Consider the following 19,633-nt stretch of genomic DNA (forward strand, 5'->3'; position numbering starts at 1 on the left):
AATCGGTCAAATCGGTCAAATCGGTCAAATCGGTCAAATCGGTCAAATCGGTCAATCGGTCAAATCGGTCAACTCGGGCGCGAGTGCGGATGGCCTGTTACGGCCCTCAATCTAAGCCATTCAGGCTAACTCTGCCTGATCCTTAAAGCTTCCGTTTGTTCCCACGGCGCTTAGCGCCCGCCGGAGTGGCGGGCTCGGGGACAAACCTGCCATCCGCAGCGGCCTCGCCGAACGGCGGGTTCAGCCGAGAGCTGCCACTCGCAAGTGTCCAGCAACTGATGGTATTTCGAGAAAGTGGCATCTTGCCCTCTACTCGTCCGAGGGTGTTCATCGCCGCGCCACGCCAATCAGCGCGGTGGAGGGGATAGGGAGGCAGGGTCGGTCGCCCGCCAGTGACCGCAACTCGGTGGCGATCCTCCCCTTCTGCGTGTCATCCAGGCTAGTCCAGTCGGGCGAGGGGCCGAACAGCCCGTCGAGGTCGTCCAGCGCCGACATGTCGAGGTCGAAGTCGCGGGTGACATGCTCGACCTGCGGCTCACGATAACCCGCCCTCACCAGTTCCGCGGCAAGGCCCTCTGCCGTGCTGAGGATCGTCATAGCCTCGGGCATGGCCGCAAGCTCTCGCTCCGGGAACAACCGGCGGATGAGCTGACCAAGCAACATGAACGCACCGGCGCCGCGATCCTCCCAGACCGCCACCACGCCATATCCACCGGATCGGGTCACCCGCGCCATCTCGGCCAGCCCCGTGCGCCAATCGGGAAACATGAACACGCCGAAAATCGAGAACACCGCGTCGAAGCCGGCATCGGGCAGTTCGAGCGCCTGCCCATCCATCACCCGCGCCTCGACGTTCGGCAACGCCCTGGCGGCGATGCGCGCAACCATGCCCGGTGAGAAGTCGGTCGCGAGAACCTTCGCTCCGGATGCCGCTGCGGCGAGCGTAAGCGCGCCGGTTCCGGCGGCCACGTCCAGCACACGTGAAGCGGACTTCAACGGCACATGGGCGAGCGCAGCATCGACATAGCGTGCTGTGTAGGGATGCGCCGTCTTCTCGTACCGCTCGGCCGCACTGTCCCAATGAACTGCCTTGTTGAACTCACGCACCGGCCATACCTCACAAATCATGTAACCTTTAGAGTATCGTGATAGTCCGGACTTGCCAAGACGATGGTAGCGACGGAGGCATGTGCCATGCGGAATGACGGTCGCCTCTCGCGTATGCTCCACGTGCTGATCCATATGGCCCTACATAATGGGCCGATGACCTCCGAAGCGATTGCCCGGATGCTAGGCACCAATCCGGTCTTGATCCGCCGCACGATGGCGGGCCTGCGCGACGCAGGTTACGTCCGGTCAGAGAAGGGGCATGGCGGTGGCTGGGCTATCGCGACGGACTTGGAAACAGTGACGCTGCTGGATGTGCATCGGGCCGTAGGTGGTCCTCGCCTGTTCGCGATCGGGATCGAACGCCCCGAGTTTGGCTGCCAAATTGCGTCTGTGGTCAACGAGGCCGTCGACGATGCGCTACAGGAAGCCGAGCGCTTGCTAGTCGAACGCCTGAGTTCGATCAGCCTCGCTGCGCTCGTCCGGACGTTCGAGGAACGGCGCGGCTCCGCCAGCGTCTGACCAAACCGATAGTCATCCCGATGATCGAGGGTGACTGAGACGGCTGGCGCCGTGTTACAAGGGATGGCGAAACCGCAATCTCTGCCGTGGCGCGAAACGGAGCGGCCACGTAGCGACACGGCGTCCATCGGTGAGGGAGGTGCACGGCGTTCAGCGCGGATAGGTGACGTCGTAGAGCAGGTGAACGCTGCCGAGCTTCCCCTTTTCCACGCTGGCCAAGGCGAGACGGGTCGTGTCCGCCAAGCCGGCGTCGCCACCCTCGATGATCGAAGCGCTCCCCGTCTCGCCGCCTATGGCGGGGAACAGGACGATGCTGAGCTGATCTACCAACCCTGCGGCGAAAAAGCTGCCGTTGGTGTGGGCGCCGCCTTCCAGCAGCAGCCGCTTGATCCCGAACCGCTCGGCCAGCGTGGAGAGCGCGGCAGTAAGGTCGATCTCAGGCCCGTCCGCAACGACGTAGGAGATGCCATCGGCCGCCAGTTCGGTCAGATGAGCGTCGTCGACCTTTGATCCCAGCAGGACGATCACCGGCGCGCCATCCACGTCGGGGCTGGTCCAGTGCAGCCTGCCATTTGCGTCGAGCGCGACAGCATATTCGTCGGCCGAAGGCACGGCGACCTGGACCGGGCGCTCGACCTTCCCGGCATTGCCGGGCGGGTGCGGCTCGCCGGTGGCGAACTCCTCGCCCGTCGTGCGTCCGACGAGCCAGGCATCGCCGCCCAGCGTTTCGTGGACGCGATCATACTCGGCCACCAGTTCATCGAGACTATGACCGGACGAAGCCGCCCACCCTTCCACCTTAACGCGCCCGTCGACGGGACTGAGCAGATGACAGATGACGTGCGGTTTCATGGCTGTTCTCCCTGCGGTGCGAGCTGACGGACGCTCAACGCACGGTCGACGATCGGGGGCACGAACTGCTTTCACCAGGGCGGTGAGCGCAGCTTATGCCGGATCGCCCCTTAGATGATCCAGGAACGCGCGCAGCGCCGACGGCACCTGCCGATGCGAAGCGTAATAAGCGTGAAAGCCGGGACTGGGCAGCACCCATTTGGCCAGCACCACCTCCAGCGTGCCGGCCTCGATCTCCCCTTTCACGCGATCCTTGAGGCAGTAGAAGAGACCGACGCCTGCCTCCGCCATGCGGATCGACAGTTCGGAATCGTCGAGGGTCAGGTGGCCGGGCACGTCAAGCGCGACCTCGTCGATGCCTTCACCCAGTTCCCAGCGGTAGATCCGATCCTGTCCGGCGCGGATGCGAATGCAGCGATGCGCCATCAGGTCGGCTGGCCTCTCCGGGCGACCGTTGGTCTTGAGGTAGTCAGGCGAGCCGACGATCACCCAGTCGAGGTCGGGGGTGAGGCGCGAAGCGATCATGTCCTCGGGCACCGTCCCGCCATAACGGATACCGGCGTCATAGCCCTCGCCGACCATGTCGACGAAGCGGTCGTCCACGGTGATCTCGACGTCGATGTCGGGGAAGCGCGCGATGAAGGCGGGCAGCTTCGGCGTGATGAGCAGGCGCGCGGCGTCCCGTAAAGCCGTCACCCGCACCCGCCCGGCAGGACGCGCCCGGAAGCGCTCGAGCCGTTCGACCGCCTCGTCGATGCCGCGGAAACGCGGTTCGAGGTCGGCCAGCAGCGCCTCTCCCGCAGCAGTCAGCGCCACGCTGCGGTTGTTGCGGTGGAACAGGCGGACACCAAGCCTATCCTCCAGCCCCCGCATGGCATGGCTCAGCGCGGATCCGGAAACACCGCGGGCGATGCCGGCCTTACGGAAGCCGCCCGCCCGGGCGACTGCGAGGAAGGCGTCTAGATCGCCGAGATCGGTTCTGCGCGACACGCCTCATCGTGCTGTTCTGCTCACGCATCTGTCAAGCATACCTCACGCGAACGCTGCATCAAATCTCGCGATGATGGGTTATATGACGCACAGCAGCAGCACGACGGAGCCTAGTCGAACCGTCCCGCCTGCTTGTCGGAACACTGATATCGCAGCCGAAGCTGGCGTTCGCGCCGGCATCGATGCGGCTTGTCACAAGCAAAAGGATACGCATCGTGAGTAAGGACTTCCGCTATGTCGGGTTCCTGGGCTTCGACGTCTTCGGCACCGTCGTCGACTGGCGGAGCGGAGTCGCCCGTGCCGCCGAGCCTTTCCTGAAGGAACATCGGATCGACGTCGATCCGCTCGACTTCGCCGACGAGTGGCGCTCGCTCTACCAGCCCGCGATGGAGCGCGTCCGCACCGGCCGGCGGTCCTGGGTCAAGCTCGACGTCTTGAACCGAGAGAACCTGGAAACGGTGCTGGCGCGCCACGACGCCGACTTCGGCAGCATCACCGATGCGCAGCTCGCCGAGCTGAACAAGGCCTGGGAGAGACTCGATCCGTGGCCGGACTCGGTGGAGGGCCTGACCCGCCTCAAGAGCAAGTTCGCAATCGGGCCGCTGTCGAACGGCCACATCGCCGGGATGCTCAACCTCGCCAAGTTCGGCGGGCTGCCCTGGGACGTGATCACCGGCGCCGAGGTGGCGCGCAGCTACAAGCCGATGCCGCAGACGTATCTCAGGTCTGCCGAGGCCGTCGGCCTGCCGCCGGAGCACGTCGCTATGGTCGCGGCGCACAACGAGGATCTCGCTGCCGCCCGCGCCGCTGGCCTGCGCACCGTCTTCGTCCGCCGTCCGCACGAGCACGGCCCCGACCAGACCAGCGACCTCGAAGCCAAGCAGGACTGGGACGTGGTCGCCGAGTCCCTGATCGAAGCCGCCGACGCGCTCGGCTGCAACTAACCCCATCCCACAGGAGCATCATCCCATGACGACCCCCAATAGCGAACGTCCCCTCGCGCTGGTGACCGGCGCATCCAGCGGCATCGGCTACGAGCTCGCCCGCCTGTTCGCCGCCGACGGTCATGACGTGGTCATCACCGCGACCGGCACCAACGGCGACCTGAACCGCACTGCCGATGCGGTGCGCGCAACTGGCGTGGAGGCCTTCATCGTCGAGGCCGACCTGACGGACTATGACGGCGTCGAGAAGCTGGCGAACGCCATCCGCGATCTCGGCCGTCCGCTCGATGCCGCGGCGCTCAACGCCGGCGTCGACGTCGGCGGCTACTTCGTCGGCCAGACGGATCTCGCCGCCGAGATCAGCATGATCCAGCTCAACTGCGTGTCGCAGATCCATCTCACCAAGCGCATCCTGCCCGCGATGCTCGATCGCGGCGAGGGCAAGCTGCTCTACACCGCCTCGATCTCGGGCACGATGCCGACCCCTTACGAGGCGGTCTACGGCGCGACCAAGGCGTTCCTCATCTCCTTCGTCGAGTCCGTGAAGGAGGAGAACAAGGACAACGGCGTCAGCTTCACGCTGCTGCTGCCGGGCGAGGTGGACACGCCGTTCTGGCATCGCGCCGGCATGGACACGACCGAACTGGGCCTCGGCGTCAAGGCCGCGCCGACCAAGGTGTCGAGTGAGGGCTACGAGGCGATGAAGGCGGGCAAGGACCGCGTCGTCTCGGGCAAGCCCGGCAGCAAGTTCATCGGCTGGGTCATCAACAACATCCTGCCGGACACGGTCAAGGCCGCGCTCCACGCGGGCGGCGCCGAGCCCGGCTCGGGCCTGAAGGACTGAGGACGGTCTGATGTCGATGAGCATGGCCTCCAAACCCGCGCCTCCCGCAACGGCTGGCGCCCGCACCGCGCCGCACGGCGTCGGCCTCGCGCAGTTCGTGCTCGGGCTGGGCGGTCTGTTCATCGGCACCGGCGAGTTCGCCGCGATGGGGTTGCTGCCTGACTTCGCCCGATCGGTGAACGTCAGCATTCCGGAGGCCGGCCACCTCATCAGCGCCTATGCGCTGGGCGTGGTGGTCGGCTCGCCGCTCGTCGCGGTCGTGACCGCGCGGATGGAGCGACGTCGCCTGCTCGTCCTCCTCGCGCTGACGGTGCTGGCCGGCAACGTCCTCACCGCACTCGCGCCGTCGTTCGGCGGCTTGGCGCTTGCCCGCTTCCTCGCCGGCCTGCCCCACGGTGCCTATTACGGCACCGCCTCGATCGTCGCGGCCTCAATGGTGCCGCACGAACGACGGGCGAGCGCGATTGGGCGCGTCATGCTCGGGCTTGCCGTCGCCAACGTGATCGGGGTGCCCGTAACCACCTGGCTCGGCCAGACCTTTGGCTGGCACGCCGCCTTCGCCGCGATCGGTCTCGGCGGTGCGCTGCTCGCGGTGCTGCTCCCGCTCACCGTCCCCGCCGTGCCGGCGCATGCCGACGCCTCTCCGCTCGGCGAACTGTCGGCGTTCCGCAGCCTTTCGGTGTGGATGACGCTCCTGACCGCGGCGATCGGCTTCGCCGGCATGTTCGCGATCTACAGCTACATCACGCCGACGCTGACCCAGGTGACGGGCGAGCCCGCCACGCGCGTGCCGCTGTTCCTCGGTCTGCTCGGGCTCGGCATGGTGGCCGGCAACCTCGTCGGCGGTCGCCTGACCGACCGCGCCCAAACCGCGACCATCCTCGGCGTGCAGGCGTGGAACGTCGTGTTCTTCGTCGCCTTCGCGCTGGCGGCCACGTCCGCGATCGGAACTGCCGCGGTGCTGTTCCTCATCGGCATGGGCTTTGCTGCCGTGCCCGCGCTCCAGGCGCGGCTAATGGACGTGGCGCCCGGCGCGCAGTCGCTTGCCGCCGCCATGAACCACTCCGCCTTCAACCTCTCCAACGCGATCGGCGCGTGGGCAGGCGGGATCGGCATCGCCGCGGGCTGGGGCTTCGCCTCGACCGGCTATGTTGCCGCGGCCTTCGCCGCGCTCGGCCTCGCCGTCTTCGCGCTCACCATCTTCCTCGACCGTCGGCGCCACGCCGCCTGACGTCGGTCAATCGAAAGGACCGCACCATGTGCACCCGCTGTGACAATCCCGCCCATCTGCCAACCGACGAGTCCGCGACCGGACATACGCGTCGCGCCGTCGTCGCCGGCAGTGCCGCGCTTGCTTCTACGGCGCTCCTGCCATCCACCGCTTCGGCGCAGGCCAACGGCATCCCCGCTGTCGGCTACGCCGTCGACGCGCTAAACGCGCCGCTGAAGCCGTTCAGCTTCACCCGCCGCAACCTGCGCGCCGACGACATTCTGATCGACATCCAGTTCGCCGGCATCTGCCATTCGGACATCCATACCGTGAACGGCGATTGGGGAGCGCTCGCCTACAAGATGGTGCCCGGCCACGAGATCCTCGGCCGCGTCGCCGCGGTTGGCAGCTCTGTCTCCAGGTTCAAGGTCGGCGACTATGCCGGCGTCGGCTGCCTCGTCGATTCCTGCGGCCGATGCGAATATTGCCGCAAGGGCATGGAGCCCTATTGCGAGCAGGGCGCGACCTTCACCTACAATTCCAAGGACCGCTACGGCGCGAACACCCAGGGCGGCTACGCCAACCGGATCGTCGTCAAGGACAGCTTCGCGATCAGGATTTCGGAGCGCGCCAACATGGCAGCGACCACGCCGCTGCTCTGCGCGGGGATCACCACTTTCTCGCCGATGGAGCATTGGAAGGTCGAGAAGGGCCAGAAGGTTGGTCTGGTCGGCATGGGCGGCCTGGGTCACGTCGCGGTCAAGCTGTTCAAGGATCGCGGCGCGGACGTGACGGTGTTCACGACGTCGCCGGGCAAGGTCGCCGACGCCAGGCGGTTCGGCGCGAGCGAAGCCGTGCTGTGGAGCGACAAGGCCGCGTTCGGGCGCATGAAGCGCCAGTTCGACTACATCCTGTCCACGGTGCCGCAGCCGTTCGACGTGAACCCCTTCCTTGAGCTGCTGACGATTGACGGCACGATGACGACCGTCGGCGTCTTCGCCCCGCTGACGCCGGGCGTGAACGGTGCGAACCTGGTACAGGGGCGCCGCGCGCTGACCGGCTCCTGGATCGGCGGGATCGCCGAGACGCAGGCCGTGATCGACCATTGCGTGGAGCGCGGGATCACCGCCGATGTCGAGATCATCCCGATCACCAGGGTCAACGAGGCCTACAAGCGCGTCGTCAGCAAGGACGTCCGCTACCGCTACGTCATCGACATGAGCACGCTCCGGGCCTGAACCCCGAGAAGACGAAGGAACGCGCGATGAACACTCCCGAAACGACGCTCCCGGAATTACCGGTCATGGACTGGCGCTCGGCCGATGCCGGTGACGGCGTCCGCATCCGCTACGGCGTCGCTGGCGAGGGTCCGGCGACCATGCTGCTGATCCACGGCTATCCCGAGACGGCCATTGCCTGGCGCAAGGTCGTGGAGCCGCTCGTCGACGCAGGCTTCCGGGTGGTGGCGCCCGACGTCCGTGGCGCCGGCGGTTCTTCCCGCCCGGCCGACGGCTATGACAAGCGCACGCTGGCGGCCGATTGCGCCGCGGTGCTCGACGATCTCGGCATCGAGGCGCCGGTGTGCGTCGTCGGGCACGACATCGGCCTGATGATCGCCTACGCCTTCGCGCGCCGCTTCCCCGAGCGCATCAGCCATCTCGCGGTCCTCGACGCGCCGCTGCCCGGCACCGACGCCTTCGACACCGTGTCACTGGACGACGAGCGGGTGTGGCACTTCCACTTCCATCAGGCACCCGACGTCCCCGAGGCGCTGACCGCAGGGCGAGAGGGCTATTACCTCGAACGCTTCTGGCACCAGCTCGCCTACGACGCGGGCGCGATCGACCACGCGACCAAGGCGTCCTACGTCTCCGACTTCAGCGGCCCGGGCGGGATGCGTGCCGGCTTTGCGCTCTACCGCGCCTTTGCGCAGGACGCTGAGGACAACCGCGCCGCGCTGAAGCACGACGGCAAGCTGACGCTGCCCGTCCTGGCGGTCGCCGGCGAGGCCAGCGGCTTCGCGACCATCATCGAGTCGATGATGCAGGAGGTGGCCGAGAACGTCACCGCGGTTCTGATCCCGCGCGCCGGGCACTGGATCGCCGAGGAGAACCCCGCCGCGCTCGTCAAGGCGCTGGTCGGCTTCGCAAAGGGCTGAAGAATGAGCATCAACGACGACATTCTCCGCGCCGGCCGCGTCGCTGTCATTACCGGCGCCGCGGCTGGGATCGGCGCCGCAGCGGCCCGCCATTTTGCCGGGCAGGGTATGCGACTGTGCCTGCTCGACCGCGACAGCGATGCGCTTGCGACGCTCGCCGGGGAGCTGGACGCCGACGTAAGGACCGTGATCGGCGACGTGACGTCGGCCGACGATCTCGGCCGCTTGTGCGAGACCGCCTACGACGCCTTCGGCGAAGTGGCGCTGCTCCTGAACAATGCCGGGGTCACCGCCGGCGCCGGCCCGTATGACGACCTGCCCGCGTGGCGCCACCAGCTCGAGGTCAACTTCTTCTCGGTGCTGACTGCGCAGACCCTCTTCGCGCCGCGCATGTTGGCACAGGAGGGGCGCGGCGCGGTGGTCAACCTTGGCTCCAAGGAAGGGATCACCACGCCGCCCGGCAACGCCGCCTATTCTGTCGCCAAAGCGGGCGTGAAGGTCCTGACCGAACAGCTCGCCCACGAGCTGCGCGAGGCCGCGGGCACCAAGGTGACGGCGCACCTGTTCGTGCCGGGCTACACCTGGACCCCGATGAACGCGGCGCTGAAGCCGGAAGGGACGCCTAAGCCGGACGAGGCTTGGACACCCGACGAGCTCCTCTCCTACTTCGAGGTCCGCTTCCGCCGCGGCGACTTCTACATCCTCTGTCCCGACAACGCGGTCACGCCGGAGATGGATGTGATGCGCGTTCGCTGGGCGGCCAACGACATCGCCGAGAACCGGCCGGCGCTGTCGCGCTGGCACCCCGACTGGAAGGACCGCTTCGCCGCCTGGATGCGCGCCGGAGACCCGAACACCGACAGGAAAGACTGACCATGCAGATCATCGAAGCCAACGGCGCCCGCATCCCTGCGCTCGGGTTCGGCACCTTCCGGATGAGCGAGAAAGAGGTCGCGGCGGTACTGCCGGAGGCGCTGAAGACGGGATTCCGCCACGTCGACACCGCACAGATCTATGACAACGAGGCTGCCGTCGGTTCAGTGCTGAAGGCTTCAGGCATCGCCCGCGACGACGTCTTCCTGACCACCAAGGTCTGGGTCGACCGGTTCGCGCCCGAGCGCTTCGGACCTTCCGTCGAGGAAAGCCTGCGCAAGCTCCAGACGGACCACGTCGATCTCCTGCTGCTGCACTGGCCGGGCGGCAGCGACGTGCCCCGCGATGTCCAGATCGCCGAGCTGAACACGGTGCGCGAACGCGGCCTGGCCCGGCATATCGGCGTCAGCAACTATACGGTGGCGCAGATGGAGGAGGCAGTAGCGCTCAGCGCTGCGCCGCTCGTCACCAATCAGGTCGAATACCATCCCTGGCTGTCGCAGGCCCCGGTGCTCAATGCCGCGCGCCGGCTCGGCATGTCGGTCACCGCTTATTACGCGATGGCGGATGGGCGATCGGCGAGCGATCCGCTGCTCCGCGACATCGGGCAGCGGCATGGGAAGTCGGCCGCGCAGGTCGCCCTGCGCTGGCTCATCCAGCAGGAGGGCGTCGCCACCCTGTCCAAGACGGCCAAGGTCGAGCGGCTCGAGGAAAACTTCGCCATCTTCGACTTCGCCCTGAGCGCCGAGGAGATGACCGCGATCGACGGGCTTGCCCGACCGGACGGCCGGATCATCTCGCCTCCTGATCTCGCGCCCGACTGGGACTGACGCCGGCGGGGCGAGCCCCGGCTGACACCTGACTAATCACCGCCGCCCGTCACCGCCCCCGTTCGGCGGCCGATGACGCGCGTCCTCTTCACATGGAACCGCTATGATCGACGTGACCAGACCCGAGATCGAAATCGTCGCCGAGAAGATCGGCTTCCCCGAAGGCCCGCTTGCGCTCGACGACGGCAGCGTCCTCGTCTGCAACGTGCATGGCGGCGTGGTGCACCGCATCGTCGGCGGGCGCTGCGAGCGGTTCGCCGACCTGGGCGGAGCGCCCAACGGCCTCGCCTTCGGGCCGGACGGCTGGATCTACGTCGCGAACGGCGGCGGGGCGATGCGGTGGGAGCGGCACGGCGACCAACTCATCTCCAGGGGCTATCTCACCAACGGCTACGACGCGCGTGTCGAGCGCGTCCATCTTACAACCGGCGCGATCGAGCGGGTCGCTGACGCCGTCGACGGCGTGCGGTTCGAGGCGCTCGACGACCTCGTCCCCGATCCGCGTGGCGGCTTCTGGCTGACCGACATTGGCCGCGACGGGCCACGCAGCCGCAGCTATGGCGGCCTCTCCTGGATGTCCGCCGATGGCCGGGAACGGCGCACCGCCGCCTTCCCGCTGGTCAACGGCGCCAACGGCATCGCCCTCTCGCCCGACGGCAGCACGCTCTACGCGACGGAATTTGGCGCTGGCCGGCTGTGGGCCTGGGCTGTCGAGGGACAGGGCCGTCTCGCCCATGAGCCCGGTCAGCCGCATGGTGGCCGGCTCGTCTGGCAGGCGCCCGACGCGCAGCTCCTCGACAGCCTCGCCATCACCGCCGCCGGCAACCTCGTGGTCGCGACGCAGCCGAGCGGCGTGTTCTCGATCGTATCGCCCGCCGGCGCTCTAGTCGCGCGCGTGGCGATGCCCGAGCATCATCCGACCAATCTCTGCTTCGATCCGCGCGATCCGACGATCGCCTACGCCACGCTGTCCGACACCGGCCGGCTCGCCAGGCTGCGCTGGAGCGAGCCGGGCATCGTGCCCCGCTACCCGTCCTGGAGCCTTCATCATTCCAAGGAGAAGAACCATGCAGTATCTTGAAAGCGCCGTCACCATCATCACCGGCGCCGCGTCCGGCATCGGTGCCGCTTCCGCCCGACGCCTGGCGCAGGCGGGCGCGCGTGTCGTTCTCGGCGACGTCGACGCGGCGGGCCTGGAGCAGCTCGTCGCCGAGATCAGGGAGAGCGGCGGGCAGGCAGTCCACAAGGTAACGGACGTCGCCCGCTACGAGGATCTGGAGGCGTTGGTCGCGACCGCCGAGGAGGCGTTCGGGCCGCTCGACATCCTCGTCAACAATGCCGGGCTGATGCTGTTCTCCTACTGGAAGGAGCGCGCGCTGGCCGATTGGGACAAGATGATCGATGTCAATTTGCGCGGCTATCTCCATGGCATCGCCGCGGTGCTGCCGGGCATGATGGAGCGCAGGGCAGGCCGCATCCTCAACCTGGACTCGGTCGCCGGGCATCGTGCCGGTGAGGCGGGCGGCGTCTATGCCGCCACTAAGTTCTTCATCCAGGGCATGACCGAGAGCCTCCGCAAGGAGGTCGGGGCTGAGCACGCTGATGTCAGCGCGCAGCAGACGCTGAATGTCACCGCGTTCCTTGATGCTCTCTGCGGCGAACGTCGTCTCGTTCACCCTTTCAAGGCTGTCACCGGCCACACGGTAAAGCGGCATGCCAATCCTTCAAGTTTCGGCCCCCCGGCCTTATCGGGGACATGATTACCGGCCCAAAAACAAAAATATAGAAAAAGGTGCCCGCATCAGAAAACTCCCCCAACGCCATCGCTGGCGTCGAGGGAGTATGGGCAATTACTTGCTGTCCGAGCTCCAAGTCGTGCCGGTGACCTGAGCGGCGGCGTTCACCGCGTTCAACAACACGCCCGCGTCGAGATGCGCATAGCGTTCCGTCGTGCGTGTCTGGCTGTGCCCCAGCACCTTGGCCACCACGTAGAGCGACTGCCCCGCGTTCACGAGGTTGGAGGCTGCGCTGTGACGCAGGTCATGAACCCGCACGTCCGGCAGGTGCGCCGCCCGCCTCGCGCTGTCCCAGCTGTTGTAAAACGATCGAAACGGCTTCAGCGTTTTGGGATTGGGCAGCACGTACGCGCACGTGCCGAAGCGCGGGATCGCCCTCAGCACCGCGATCGCCTCGTCCGACAAGGGCACGTGACGCTTGCCTGTCTTGCTCATGGGGATGAGCCAGGTTTTGCGATCGAGGTTCACATCTTCCCATTTGGCGTCCAGGAGTTCCCGCTTGCGACATCCGGTCAACAGCAGCAGCGCGACGATGTACTTCAGCATGGGGTTGGGGCTGTCGTCGACCGCGCGCTTGAGGCGCCGCGTTTCCGCCGCGTTGAGGAAGCGCTCCTTTCGGTTCTGCGGGTCTTTCTGCTTCACCCCCTCAAGCGGGTTCGTTTCTGCGCCCGGCACCTTCCACAGCTTGGCCAGTCGCATCATGTGGCCGAGGATGACCTGCCACCGGTTTACGGTGGCCTGAGCGTAGCCCGCCTTGACCTTGCCGTTCAGCCAGTCGACGATTTCCTCCTGCCGCAACTGGTCGAGGTGGAGTGCGCCGAAGCGGGGCAGCAGGTGCAGCCGGAGGTAGCGTTCGTCGATGTCGTGGCTGCGCTTGGTCGTGCGTACGTACGCAAGATAGCGTTCCGCGAGTTCCGCCACCGTCGGAATTTGCCGGATGGCCTGCCGTTCCTCCTGGGGATTTTTCCCGACAGCGACCCGGGCCTTGACGCGGGTCGCCTCCTTTCGTGCTTCGGCAAACGTGAGGTCACCGACAGCTGCGACAGATCAACGTAGTAATGCACTGCCGCCGGCACGGTGAGCCGCTGATGGAGGCCGAACAAGTAGTAGCGTGTTCGGTCCGTGACGACCTGCGCGCCGATCTTGGCGCGGAGGACGAGCAGCTTGTTTTCGCCATGCAGGCTCTCCACCGTTGTGGCGAGAACTCGCGACGCATCGACCTGAAGGAAGCCGGTCTGCTGCACGACCGTATCGACCGGCTCCTTGTCGGCTATCGTGTAGCCGATCCCGAGCAGCGCTATGTGACTGATCGCCAGAACGGCCACGGTGGTGCCCTTCATTGCAGCGCGAACGTGAGCTGAGGGTCGCTCGCCAGCACCAGCTTCCACGTCTTCTTGTCGAACGCCGACGCGTCGATCTTCCACGCCGCCCGCGCTTTCGCCGACACGCCCGGGTTCAGGTCACTGGCCATGCCGGAAGGGTCGTCCATTGTGCTGGCGCTCATTGCGCTCGCCATGTCGTCCGCGGCGATCGTCTGGTTTTCCGGTCCGACGAGGCTAAACTTCGGCCATTCGAGAAACGCCAGCGTGGAGTCGCCGGTGTTCTTGATCGTGTAATCGACGACGACGTAGGTTTCGCCGGTTGCCGCCTTCCCGCCGACGCCCTGGGGGCCAATCTGTTTGGGTGTGGTGACCGCCGTGACGGTGAAAGTAGCCTCATTCGTCGATCCTGCTTCGCCCACCGGCACGGGAGCGGTATCCGTTTGCGAGATTTCGGCAGGAGCGTTGCCGCCCGGTTGGGGATCGGCGCCGCATGCGGCCAGGAGGGCCGCGAAGGCAAGGCTCAGCGTAAGCGGCTTCGCATTCATAGTCATAATGAGTCTCCAATGCTTTGGGTTGGACGTGCAGCATCGCGCCAGGCGCGGGTGCGCTGACGTGGTGAATCGATGCTGTCATGATGATGCCGCCCCCCGTAAGGAGCGGCCTTCACTCAGACCTTCAAGCCGCTCTTCTGAGCAGATTGATCGCCTGATGAAGTGGGTAGAGCAAGTGAAATTGACACGGCTGGTGGACAGACGAAGACCTGCGTCTGCGGCCACTTGGGCGGTACACCAATGACAAACTCACGCCAACCTTCAACCAAGAATACAAAATCCCTGGCCCAGACAATCAGGATGTGATCGTCCCGGCCTTCTCGGAAGTCACGTTCACGATGGAGACGGGGGGCGACACATCCTCCGGCAAGATGAAAATCTCCAAGGGCGAAGAGAGCAATTTCATCTGGAGCCTGTTCTACACGCTGCTAGAACTGGTGATTGATGTGCTGCAGGAGCCCGACCACGCGCTGCGGAGCACCTCGGACTATGATGAGCTGAAGTATGTCTTCATCGATGACCCGGTCACGTCGCTGGACGAAAACCATCTGATTGAGTTGGCGGTTCACCTAGCCGCTTTGATCAAACGGGCACCGGACGGGCTGAGATTCATCATCACCACCCACAGCCCACTCTTCTACAACGTGCTGCATAATGAACTGGAGTTGAAGAAACAGGGAAAGAAGGAAGGGTGTCGCTTGCTTGAGCAACTGGAGGACGGAACCTTCAGGCTCGACGTCAAACACGGGGATTCGAACAGGAGCTTTTCCTATCACCTGTATCTGCGCCGGGTGCTTGCGGAAGCAATCGAGCAGGGCACGATCGAACGCTTCCACTTCATGTTTTTGCGGAACCTATACGAGAAAACGGCAGCCTTCCTTGGCTACCAAAACTGGGGCGATCTTCTCAACACCGTACCGGGCGCAGATGCCCCAGGTGCAAAGCAAGGCTATCTGAATAGGGTGATGCAGTTCTCCAGCCACTCTACCCTTTCTGGGGAGCAGGTTCGCGAGCCATCCGGGCCGGAAAAACAGACCGTCAAACTGCTGTTCGACAACCTGATCAACAATTACGGCTTTGTGCAGCAGGACGCGCAAGATGGTTGAGCAGACTACGCCCATCGCGGAGTCGAAGAACTTTATCGTTCTCGACAAGTACGCCAGCGATTGGCCCTCGGCAGATCACTACCAGAGCGAAGCCGAGCTTGAGCGCGAGCTGATCAGGGACCTGCGCAAGCAGGGCTATGAGTTCCTGCCTGACCTCACCTCGCAAGACGCGATGCTGGCGAACGTGCGTGTGCGGCTCGAGGAGCTGAATAGCGTCAGCTTCACCGAAGCCGAGTGGCGGCGCTTCGTTCAAACATATCTGGACAGGCGCAGCGAAGGGATCATCGACAAGACCCGAAAGGTCCATGACGACTACATCCACGATTTTGTTTTCGACGATGGTCGCATCCAGAACATCTATCTGTTCGACAAGGCCAATGTGGCCCGCAACCGGCTTCAGGTCATCAAGCAGTTCGAGCAGACCGGCCTTCATGCCAATCGCTATGATGTGACGATCCTCGTCAACGGCCTGCCTCTGGTGCAGATCGAGATCAAGCGGCGCGGGATCGCTATTCGCGAGGCGTTCAACCAGATTCACCGATACAGCAAGGAAAGCTTCAACAGCGAGAATTCGCTGTACAAGTTCCTGCAGATGTTTGTGATCTCGAACGGCACTGACACGCGCTATTTCGCCAACACAACGAAGCGGAACAAGCACAGCTTTGACTTCACGATGCACTGGGCGAAGGCGGATAACAGCCTGATCCGGGACCTGAAGGACTTTACAGCGACGTTCTTGCAGAAGCAGACGCTTCTGAATGTCCTGCTGCACTACTCCGTCTTCGATGTGAGCGAGACGCTGCTGATCATGCGGCCCTATCAGATTGCCGCGACCGAACGCATCCTCTGGAAGATCAAGAGCTCGCACCATGCGAAAGCCTGGAGCACGCCGGAGGGTGGTGGCTACATCTGGCACACGACGGGTTCAGGCAAGACGCTGACCAGCTTCAAGGCAGCCCGCTTGGCAACAGAGCTGGGTTTCATCGACAAGGTGTTTTTCGTCGTCGACCGCAAGGACCTCGACTACCAGACGATGAAGGAATACCAGCGCTTCTCGCCGGACAGCGTGAACGGGTCGGAGAACACGGCTGCCCTCAAGCGCAATCTGGCGAAGGACGACAACAAAATCGTCGTCACCACGATCCAGAAGCTAAACAACCTGATGAGGAGCGAAAGCGACTTGCCGATCTATGGCAAGGAAGTGGTTTTCATCTTCGATGAATGCCATCGCAGCCAATTCGGCGAGGCTCAGCGGAACCTAAAGAAGAAATTCAAACGGTTCTACCAGTTCGGATTCACCGGAACCCCGATCTTCCCCGAGAATGCGTCTGGCGCGGAAACCACCGGCAGCGTGTTCGGGCAGGAACTGCATTCCTACGTCATCACCGATGCGATCCGTGACGAGAAGGTCCTGAAGTTCAAGGTTGACTACAATGACGTCCGACCGAAATTCAGGGCGATCGAAACCGAGCAGGACGAAGCCAAGCTCAGTGCTGCCGAGAACCGAAGGGCTCTTTTGCACCCTCAGCGTATCCGCGAGATTTCTCAATACATCTTAAACAATTTCAGACAGAAAACTCACCGCACCAGCCTCGGTGGTAGTGGCTTCAATGCGATGTTCGCGGTAAGCAGCGTGGACGCCGCAAAGCTTTATTACGAGACGCTAAATTACCTCCAGCGGGAGAGCGGGACGGCGCTAAAGATTGCTACCATATTTTCGTTCTCGGCGAATGAAGAGCAGGGTACGATCGGAGAGATTCAGGACGAAAGCTTGGACCTTTCGGTGTTGGATAGCAGCGGCAAAGAATTCTTGAACGCTGCCATTCGCGACTACAATGCGCTTTTCAGCACAAATTTCAGCACGGACGCTAACGGTTTTCAGAATTACTACCGGGACCTCGCCAATCGGGTTAAATCTAAGGAAGTGGACCTGCTGGTTGTGGTGGGGATGTTCCTCACCGGGTTCGATGCGCCTGCGCTGAACACGCTGTTTGTGGACAAGAATCTCCGGTTCCACGGACTGATTCAGGCATATTCTCGAACCAACCGAATTCTCGATGCAACCAAGACGTTCGGCAACATCGTCGCTTTCCGTGATCTCGAACAGGCGACGATCGATGCGATCACGTTGTTCGGCCACAGCAACACCAAAAACGTGGTCTTGGAGAAGAGCTACACGGAGTACATGGAAGGCTTTTCGGATAGTGCCACTGGCGCTTCCTGCCGGGGTTTTGTGACCATCTTGGACGAGTTAGAGGAGCGCTTCCCCGATCCGAGTGCCATCTTCAAAGAGGCTGACAAAAAGGACTTCGCCAAACTTTTTGGCGAATTCCTGAAGGTTGAAAACATCCTGTGGAACTTCGACGAGTTCGTTGCCCTGAAGGCATTTCAAGAACTAAACCAAAATGATTCAGATGCCATCGAAGCCTTCAAGGAACTGCATCATCTTGAGGATGACGGCATCGCGAATTTGGCGGCTGTCAGGTTACCAGCCGAACGGCAAATCCAGGACTACAAATCGACCTACAACGATATCCGTGACTGGCTGCGGCGTGAGAGAATGGGGGCAGAGCGCGAGGATTCTACTCTCGATTGGGATGATGTCGTTTTTGAAGTCGATCTTTTGAAATCGCAAGAGATCAACCTCGACTACATTCTTGAGCTCATCTTCGAGAGGAATCGCCATTCGAACGACAAGGGAGATCTGATTGACGAAGCCCGCCGCCTGATCCGGGCGAGCTTAGGCAACCGAGCAAAGGAAGACCTAATTGTCGATTTCATCAATCGAACCAACCTCGATGCCATCGAAGGAAAGGACGGCGTGATCGAAGCCTTCTTCGCCTTTGCGCAAGAAGAGCAGCGCCGCGAGTTTGATGAGCTTGTTGCATCAGAGGGTCTAAATCTTGAACCCGCTAAGCGTTACGTCACAAACTCCATCAAACGCGAGTTTGCGACTGAAAATGGCAATGATTTAAATGACACTCTGCCGAAGATGAGCCCCCTAAACCCAAGATACCTTGAAACGAAGGCTGCCGTCTTCCAGAAGGTATCGGACTTTGTCGCCAAATTCAAGGGTGTGGGCGGTTACTTATAATTTGCCTCTGTGAGGTCCCTCACTCCTATGAAGGGGCTGCACATCGGAAGGAGCAAGTCGGATCAGGAGACATCAACGCTTTCGTCTCAATCACGAGATCGCCTTCTAGCCCGGTTGCTAGCAGCTTGCCTGCTTAAGAGGAGTATAGCGCGACTCGGCCCCCGTTCCCTATACAAAGCGATCCAAGCAGGACCCAAGCGGCTTTCCACCCGAACGCCCTTTCGCCAGCAAGAGCCGAACGTTCCTACTGAAAGTGGTGGTGCCGCGTGCAGGACTTGAACCTGCGACACCCCGCATTACGAATGCGTCTGGCTCTCGAAAGGCTTTCCAGAAGGCTCCCACCGGCCACCCACCGCGAAGCACGTTACGGAAGCAGCAGCGACGCGTCCCCGTAAGAGTAGAAACGATAGCCACTCTCGATGGCGTGGGCGTAAGCCTCTTTCATTCTATCAAGTCCCATAAGCGCCGATACCAGCATGAACAGGGTCGAGCGGGGGAGGTGGAAGTTGGTGGCGAGGCCGTCGATCCCGCGGAAGCGATAGCCGGGGGTGATGAAGATCGACGTGTCGCCTTCGAACGGGCGCACCAGCCCATCCTCGCCGGTCGCGCTCTCGATCAGGCGCAGCGAGGTGGTGCCGACCGCGATCACGCGGCCGCCACTGGCGCGCACGGCGTTCAGCCGGTCGGCGGTGGCCTGGTCGATGCGGCCCCATTCGGCGTGCATCTGGTGATCGGCGGTATCCGCCGCCTTGACCGGCAGGAAGGTGCCCGCGCCGACATGGAGGGTCAGCGTCGCGTGCGAAATGCCGGCGCTCTCCAGCGAGGCCATCAGGCCCGGCGTAAAGTGCAGCGCCGCCGTGGGCGCGGCAACCGCGCCGGCCTCACGCGCGAACATCGTCTGATAATCATCGGCATCGCGCGCATCCAACGCGCGCTTGGCAGCGATATAGGGCGGAAGCGGCATGCGACCGGCGCGCTCGAGCAGCAATTCGACCGGCTCGTCACCGGCAAAGTCCAGAGCGAAGCTGCCGTCCTCGGCGCGATCGGAGGCGAGGGCGGTCACACCCTGGCCAAAGTCGATCGGGTCGCCGTCGCGCAGCCGCTTGGCGTTGCGGATGAAGGCGCGCCAGCGGCGCGGCCCCTCGCGCTTGTGCAAGGTCGCGCCGATCTTCGCCGCGCCGCGCGTGCCTTCGAGTTGCGCCGGTATCACCCGCGTGTCGTTGAAGACGAGGAGATCGCCGTCGCGCAGCTCGCCCGGCAGATCGGCGACGCTGCGATCGCGCGTCGCATCACCATCGAGGACCAGCATTCGGGCGGAATCGCGCGGGGCGGCGGGACGGAGGGCGATGCGGTCCTGGGGCAGGTCAAAATCGAACTGGTCGACGTTCATGGAGGCAATCCGGGCTGTATGATCAATGGTCCCGAACGGGACGG

The 19,633-nt window shown here is 63.8% G+C and carries 19 protein-coding genes; 13 read left to right on the top strand and 6 right to left on the bottom strand.

The window, feature by feature from the left end; all coding sequences use genetic code 11:
- Positions 1-327 precede the first annotated feature (327 nt).
- Positions 328-1,107 carry a class I SAM-dependent methyltransferase gene (locus tag AX702_RS09645; RefSeq protein WP_066778882.1) on the bottom strand — a complete coding sequence of 260 codons (780 nt, stop codon included), beginning with the start codon at positions 1,105-1,107 and terminating at the stop codon, positions 328-330.
- 114 nt (positions 1,108-1,221) lie between these two features.
- On the opposite strand from AX702_RS09645, the gene AX702_RS09650 reads away from it, so the two are divergent.
- A complete protein-coding gene (locus AX702_RS09650; RefSeq protein WP_331710391.1) occupies positions 1,222-1,629 on the top strand; it encodes an RrF2 family transcriptional regulator in 408 nt (135 codons plus the stop codon).
- A gap of 150 nt (positions 1,630-1,779) precedes the next feature.
- Here AX702_RS09650 and AX702_RS09655 read toward each other — a convergent pair whose 3' ends face one another.
- Positions 1,780-2,481: a RibD family protein gene (locus AX702_RS09655; RefSeq protein ID WP_066778826.1), complete on the bottom strand. Its 702-nt coding sequence runs from the start codon at positions 2,479-2,481 to the stop codon at positions 1,780-1,782.
- Positions 2,482-2,574: 93 nt separating this feature from the next.
- Positions 2,575-3,471, bottom strand: coding sequence for a LysR family transcriptional regulator (locus AX702_RS09660; protein WP_066778827.1), 897 nt, complete (start codon positions 3,469-3,471; stop codon positions 2,575-2,577).
- 215 nt (positions 3,472-3,686) lie between these two features.
- Here AX702_RS09660 and AX702_RS09665 point away from each other — a divergent pair, with 215 nt between their 5' ends.
- The 9 genes from AX702_RS09665 to AX702_RS09705 all read left to right on the top strand — a co-directional run bounded on the left by AX702_RS09665 (position 3,687) and on the right by AX702_RS09705 (position 12,090).
- The gene (locus AX702_RS09665; protein ID WP_231731805.1) at positions 3,687-4,415 is read left to right on the top strand and encodes a haloacid dehalogenase type II; all 729 of its coding nucleotides are present in this window, start codon (positions 3,687-3,689) and stop codon (positions 4,413-4,415) included.
- A gap of 61 nt (positions 4,416-4,476) precedes the next feature.
- Positions 4,477-5,259 (top strand): SDR family NAD(P)-dependent oxidoreductase, encoded by a 783-nt coding sequence (locus AX702_RS09670; protein ID WP_197420546.1) that lies wholly within the window; start codon positions 4,477-4,479, stop codon positions 5,257-5,259.
- 10 nt (positions 5,260-5,269) lie between these two features.
- Positions 5,270-6,490 (top strand): MFS transporter, encoded by a 1,221-nt coding sequence (locus AX702_RS09675; protein ID WP_066778836.1) that lies wholly within the window; start codon positions 5,270-5,272, stop codon positions 6,488-6,490.
- Positions 6,491-6,516: 26 nt separating this feature from the next.
- Positions 6,517-7,707, top strand: a complete 1,191-nt coding sequence (locus AX702_RS09680) for an NAD(P)-dependent alcohol dehydrogenase (protein ID WP_082746182.1) — start codon at positions 6,517-6,519, stop codon at positions 7,705-7,707.
- A gap of 65 nt (positions 7,708-7,772) precedes the next feature.
- A complete protein-coding gene (locus AX702_RS09685; RefSeq protein WP_197420547.1) occupies positions 7,773-8,627 on the top strand; it encodes an alpha/beta fold hydrolase in 855 nt (284 codons plus the stop codon).
- 3 nt (positions 8,628-8,630) lie between these two features.
- Positions 8,631-9,500: an SDR family NAD(P)-dependent oxidoreductase gene (locus AX702_RS09690; protein ID WP_066778841.1), complete on the top strand. Its 870-nt coding sequence runs from the start codon at positions 8,631-8,633 to the stop codon at positions 9,498-9,500.
- A gap of 2 nt (positions 9,501-9,502) precedes the next feature.
- A complete protein-coding gene (locus tag AX702_RS09695; RefSeq protein ID WP_066778843.1) occupies positions 9,503-10,330 on the top strand; it encodes an aldo/keto reductase in 828 nt (275 codons plus the stop codon).
- A 103-nt stretch (positions 10,331-10,433) separates the two neighbouring features.
- On the top strand, positions 10,434-11,411 hold the full coding sequence (locus AX702_RS09700) for an SMP-30/gluconolactonase/LRE family protein (RefSeq protein ID WP_082746183.1): 978 nt from the start codon (positions 10,434-10,436) through the stop codon (positions 11,409-11,411).
- Positions 11,398-12,090 (top strand): SDR family oxidoreductase, encoded by a 693-nt coding sequence (locus tag AX702_RS09705; RefSeq protein ID WP_066778845.1) that lies wholly within the window; start codon positions 11,398-11,400, stop codon positions 12,088-12,090. The genes AX702_RS09700 and AX702_RS09705 overlap by 14 nt, the downstream gene beginning before the upstream one ends.
- A gap of 90 nt (positions 12,091-12,180) precedes the next feature.
- Here the strand turns inward: AX702_RS09705 and AX702_RS09710 are convergent, their stop codons facing one another.
- A complete protein-coding gene (locus AX702_RS09710) occupies positions 12,181-13,047 on the bottom strand; it encodes a tyrosine-type recombinase/integrase (RefSeq protein ID WP_066778847.1) in 867 nt (288 codons plus the stop codon).
- A gap of 167 nt (positions 13,048-13,214) precedes the next feature.
- On the opposite strand from AX702_RS09710, the gene AX702_RS09715 reads away from it, so the two are divergent.
- Positions 13,215-13,487 carry a hypothetical protein gene (locus AX702_RS09715; protein ID WP_156455431.1) on the top strand — a complete coding sequence of 91 codons (273 nt, stop codon included), beginning with the start codon at positions 13,215-13,217 and terminating at the stop codon, positions 13,485-13,487.
- Here AX702_RS09715 and AX702_RS09720 read toward each other — a convergent pair.
- A complete protein-coding gene (locus AX702_RS09720; RefSeq protein ID WP_082746184.1) occupies positions 13,463-13,999 on the bottom strand; it encodes a DUF4352 domain-containing protein in 537 nt (178 codons plus the stop codon). The genes AX702_RS09715 and AX702_RS09720 overlap by 25 nt on opposite strands.
- 302 nt (positions 14,000-14,301) lie before the next feature.
- On the opposite strand from AX702_RS09720, the gene AX702_RS09725 reads away from it, so the two are divergent.
- Together AX702_RS09725 and AX702_RS09730 are read left to right on the top strand one after the other, a co-directional pair.
- The gene (locus tag AX702_RS09725) at positions 14,302-15,105 is read left to right on the top strand and encodes an AAA family ATPase (protein ID WP_066778852.1); all 804 of its coding nucleotides are present in this window, start codon (positions 14,302-14,304) and stop codon (positions 15,103-15,105) included.
- On the top strand, positions 15,098-18,199 hold the full coding sequence (locus tag AX702_RS09730) for a type I restriction endonuclease subunit R (protein WP_066778854.1): 3,102 nt from the start codon (positions 15,098-15,100) through the stop codon (positions 18,197-18,199). Before AX702_RS09725 ends, AX702_RS09730 begins: the two co-directional genes overlap by 8 nt.
- 364 nt (positions 18,200-18,563) lie before the next feature.
- On the opposite strand, the gene queA is transcribed toward AX702_RS09730, so the two are convergent.
- Positions 18,564-19,589, bottom strand: coding sequence for a tRNA preQ1(34) S-adenosylmethionine ribosyltransferase-isomerase QueA (gene queA, locus AX702_RS09735; RefSeq protein ID WP_066778856.1), 1,026 nt, complete (start codon positions 19,587-19,589; stop codon positions 18,564-18,566).
- Between the last annotated feature and the right edge of the window lie 44 nt (positions 19,590-19,633).

The organism is Sphingomonas sp. CCH5-D11 (assembly GCF_001557395.1).
Classification (GTDB): Bacteria; Pseudomonadota; Alphaproteobacteria; order Sphingomonadales; family Sphingomonadaceae; genus Sphingomonas.

Coding starts and splice junctions, on each gene's coding strand:
- AX702_RS09650 (WP_331710391.1), top strand. CDS start 1,222: ATGCTCCACGTGCTGATCCATATGGCCCTACATAATGGGCCGATGACC.
- AX702_RS09655 (WP_066778826.1), bottom strand. CDS start 2,481: ATGAAACCGCACGTCATCTGTCATCTGCTCAGTCCCGTCGACGGGCGC.
- AX702_RS09675 (WP_066778836.1), top strand. CDS start 5,270: ATGTCGATGAGCATGGCCTCCAAACCCGCGCCTCCCGCAACGGCTGGC.
- AX702_RS09680 (WP_082746182.1), top strand. CDS start 6,517: ATGTGCACCCGCTGTGACAATCCCGCCCATCTGCCAACCGACGAGTCC.
- AX702_RS09685 (WP_197420547.1), top strand. CDS start 7,773: ATGGACTGGCGCTCGGCCGATGCCGGTGACGGCGTCCGCATCCGCTAC.
- AX702_RS09690 (WP_066778841.1), top strand. CDS start 8,631: ATGAGCATCAACGACGACATTCTCCGCGCCGGCCGCGTCGCTGTCATT.
- AX702_RS09695 (WP_066778843.1), top strand. CDS start 9,503: ATGCAGATCATCGAAGCCAACGGCGCCCGCATCCCTGCGCTCGGGTTC.
- AX702_RS09700 (WP_082746183.1), top strand. CDS start 10,434: ATGATCGACGTGACCAGACCCGAGATCGAAATCGTCGCCGAGAAGATC.
- AX702_RS09705 (WP_066778845.1), top strand. CDS start 11,398: ATGCAGTATCTTGAAAGCGCCGTCACCATCATCACCGGCGCCGCGTCC.
- AX702_RS09715 (WP_156455431.1), top strand. CDS start 13,215: ATGGAGGCCGAACAAGTAGTAGCGTGTTCGGTCCGTGACGACCTGCGC.
- AX702_RS09720 (WP_082746184.1), bottom strand. CDS start 13,999: ATGACTATGAATGCGAAGCCGCTTACGCTGAGCCTTGCCTTCGCGGCC.
- AX702_RS09730 (WP_066778854.1), top strand. CDS start 15,098: ATGGTTGAGCAGACTACGCCCATCGCGGAGTCGAAGAACTTTATCGTT.
- queA (WP_066778856.1), bottom strand. CDS start 19,589: ATGAACGTCGACCAGTTCGATTTTGACCTGCCCCAGGACCGCATCGCC.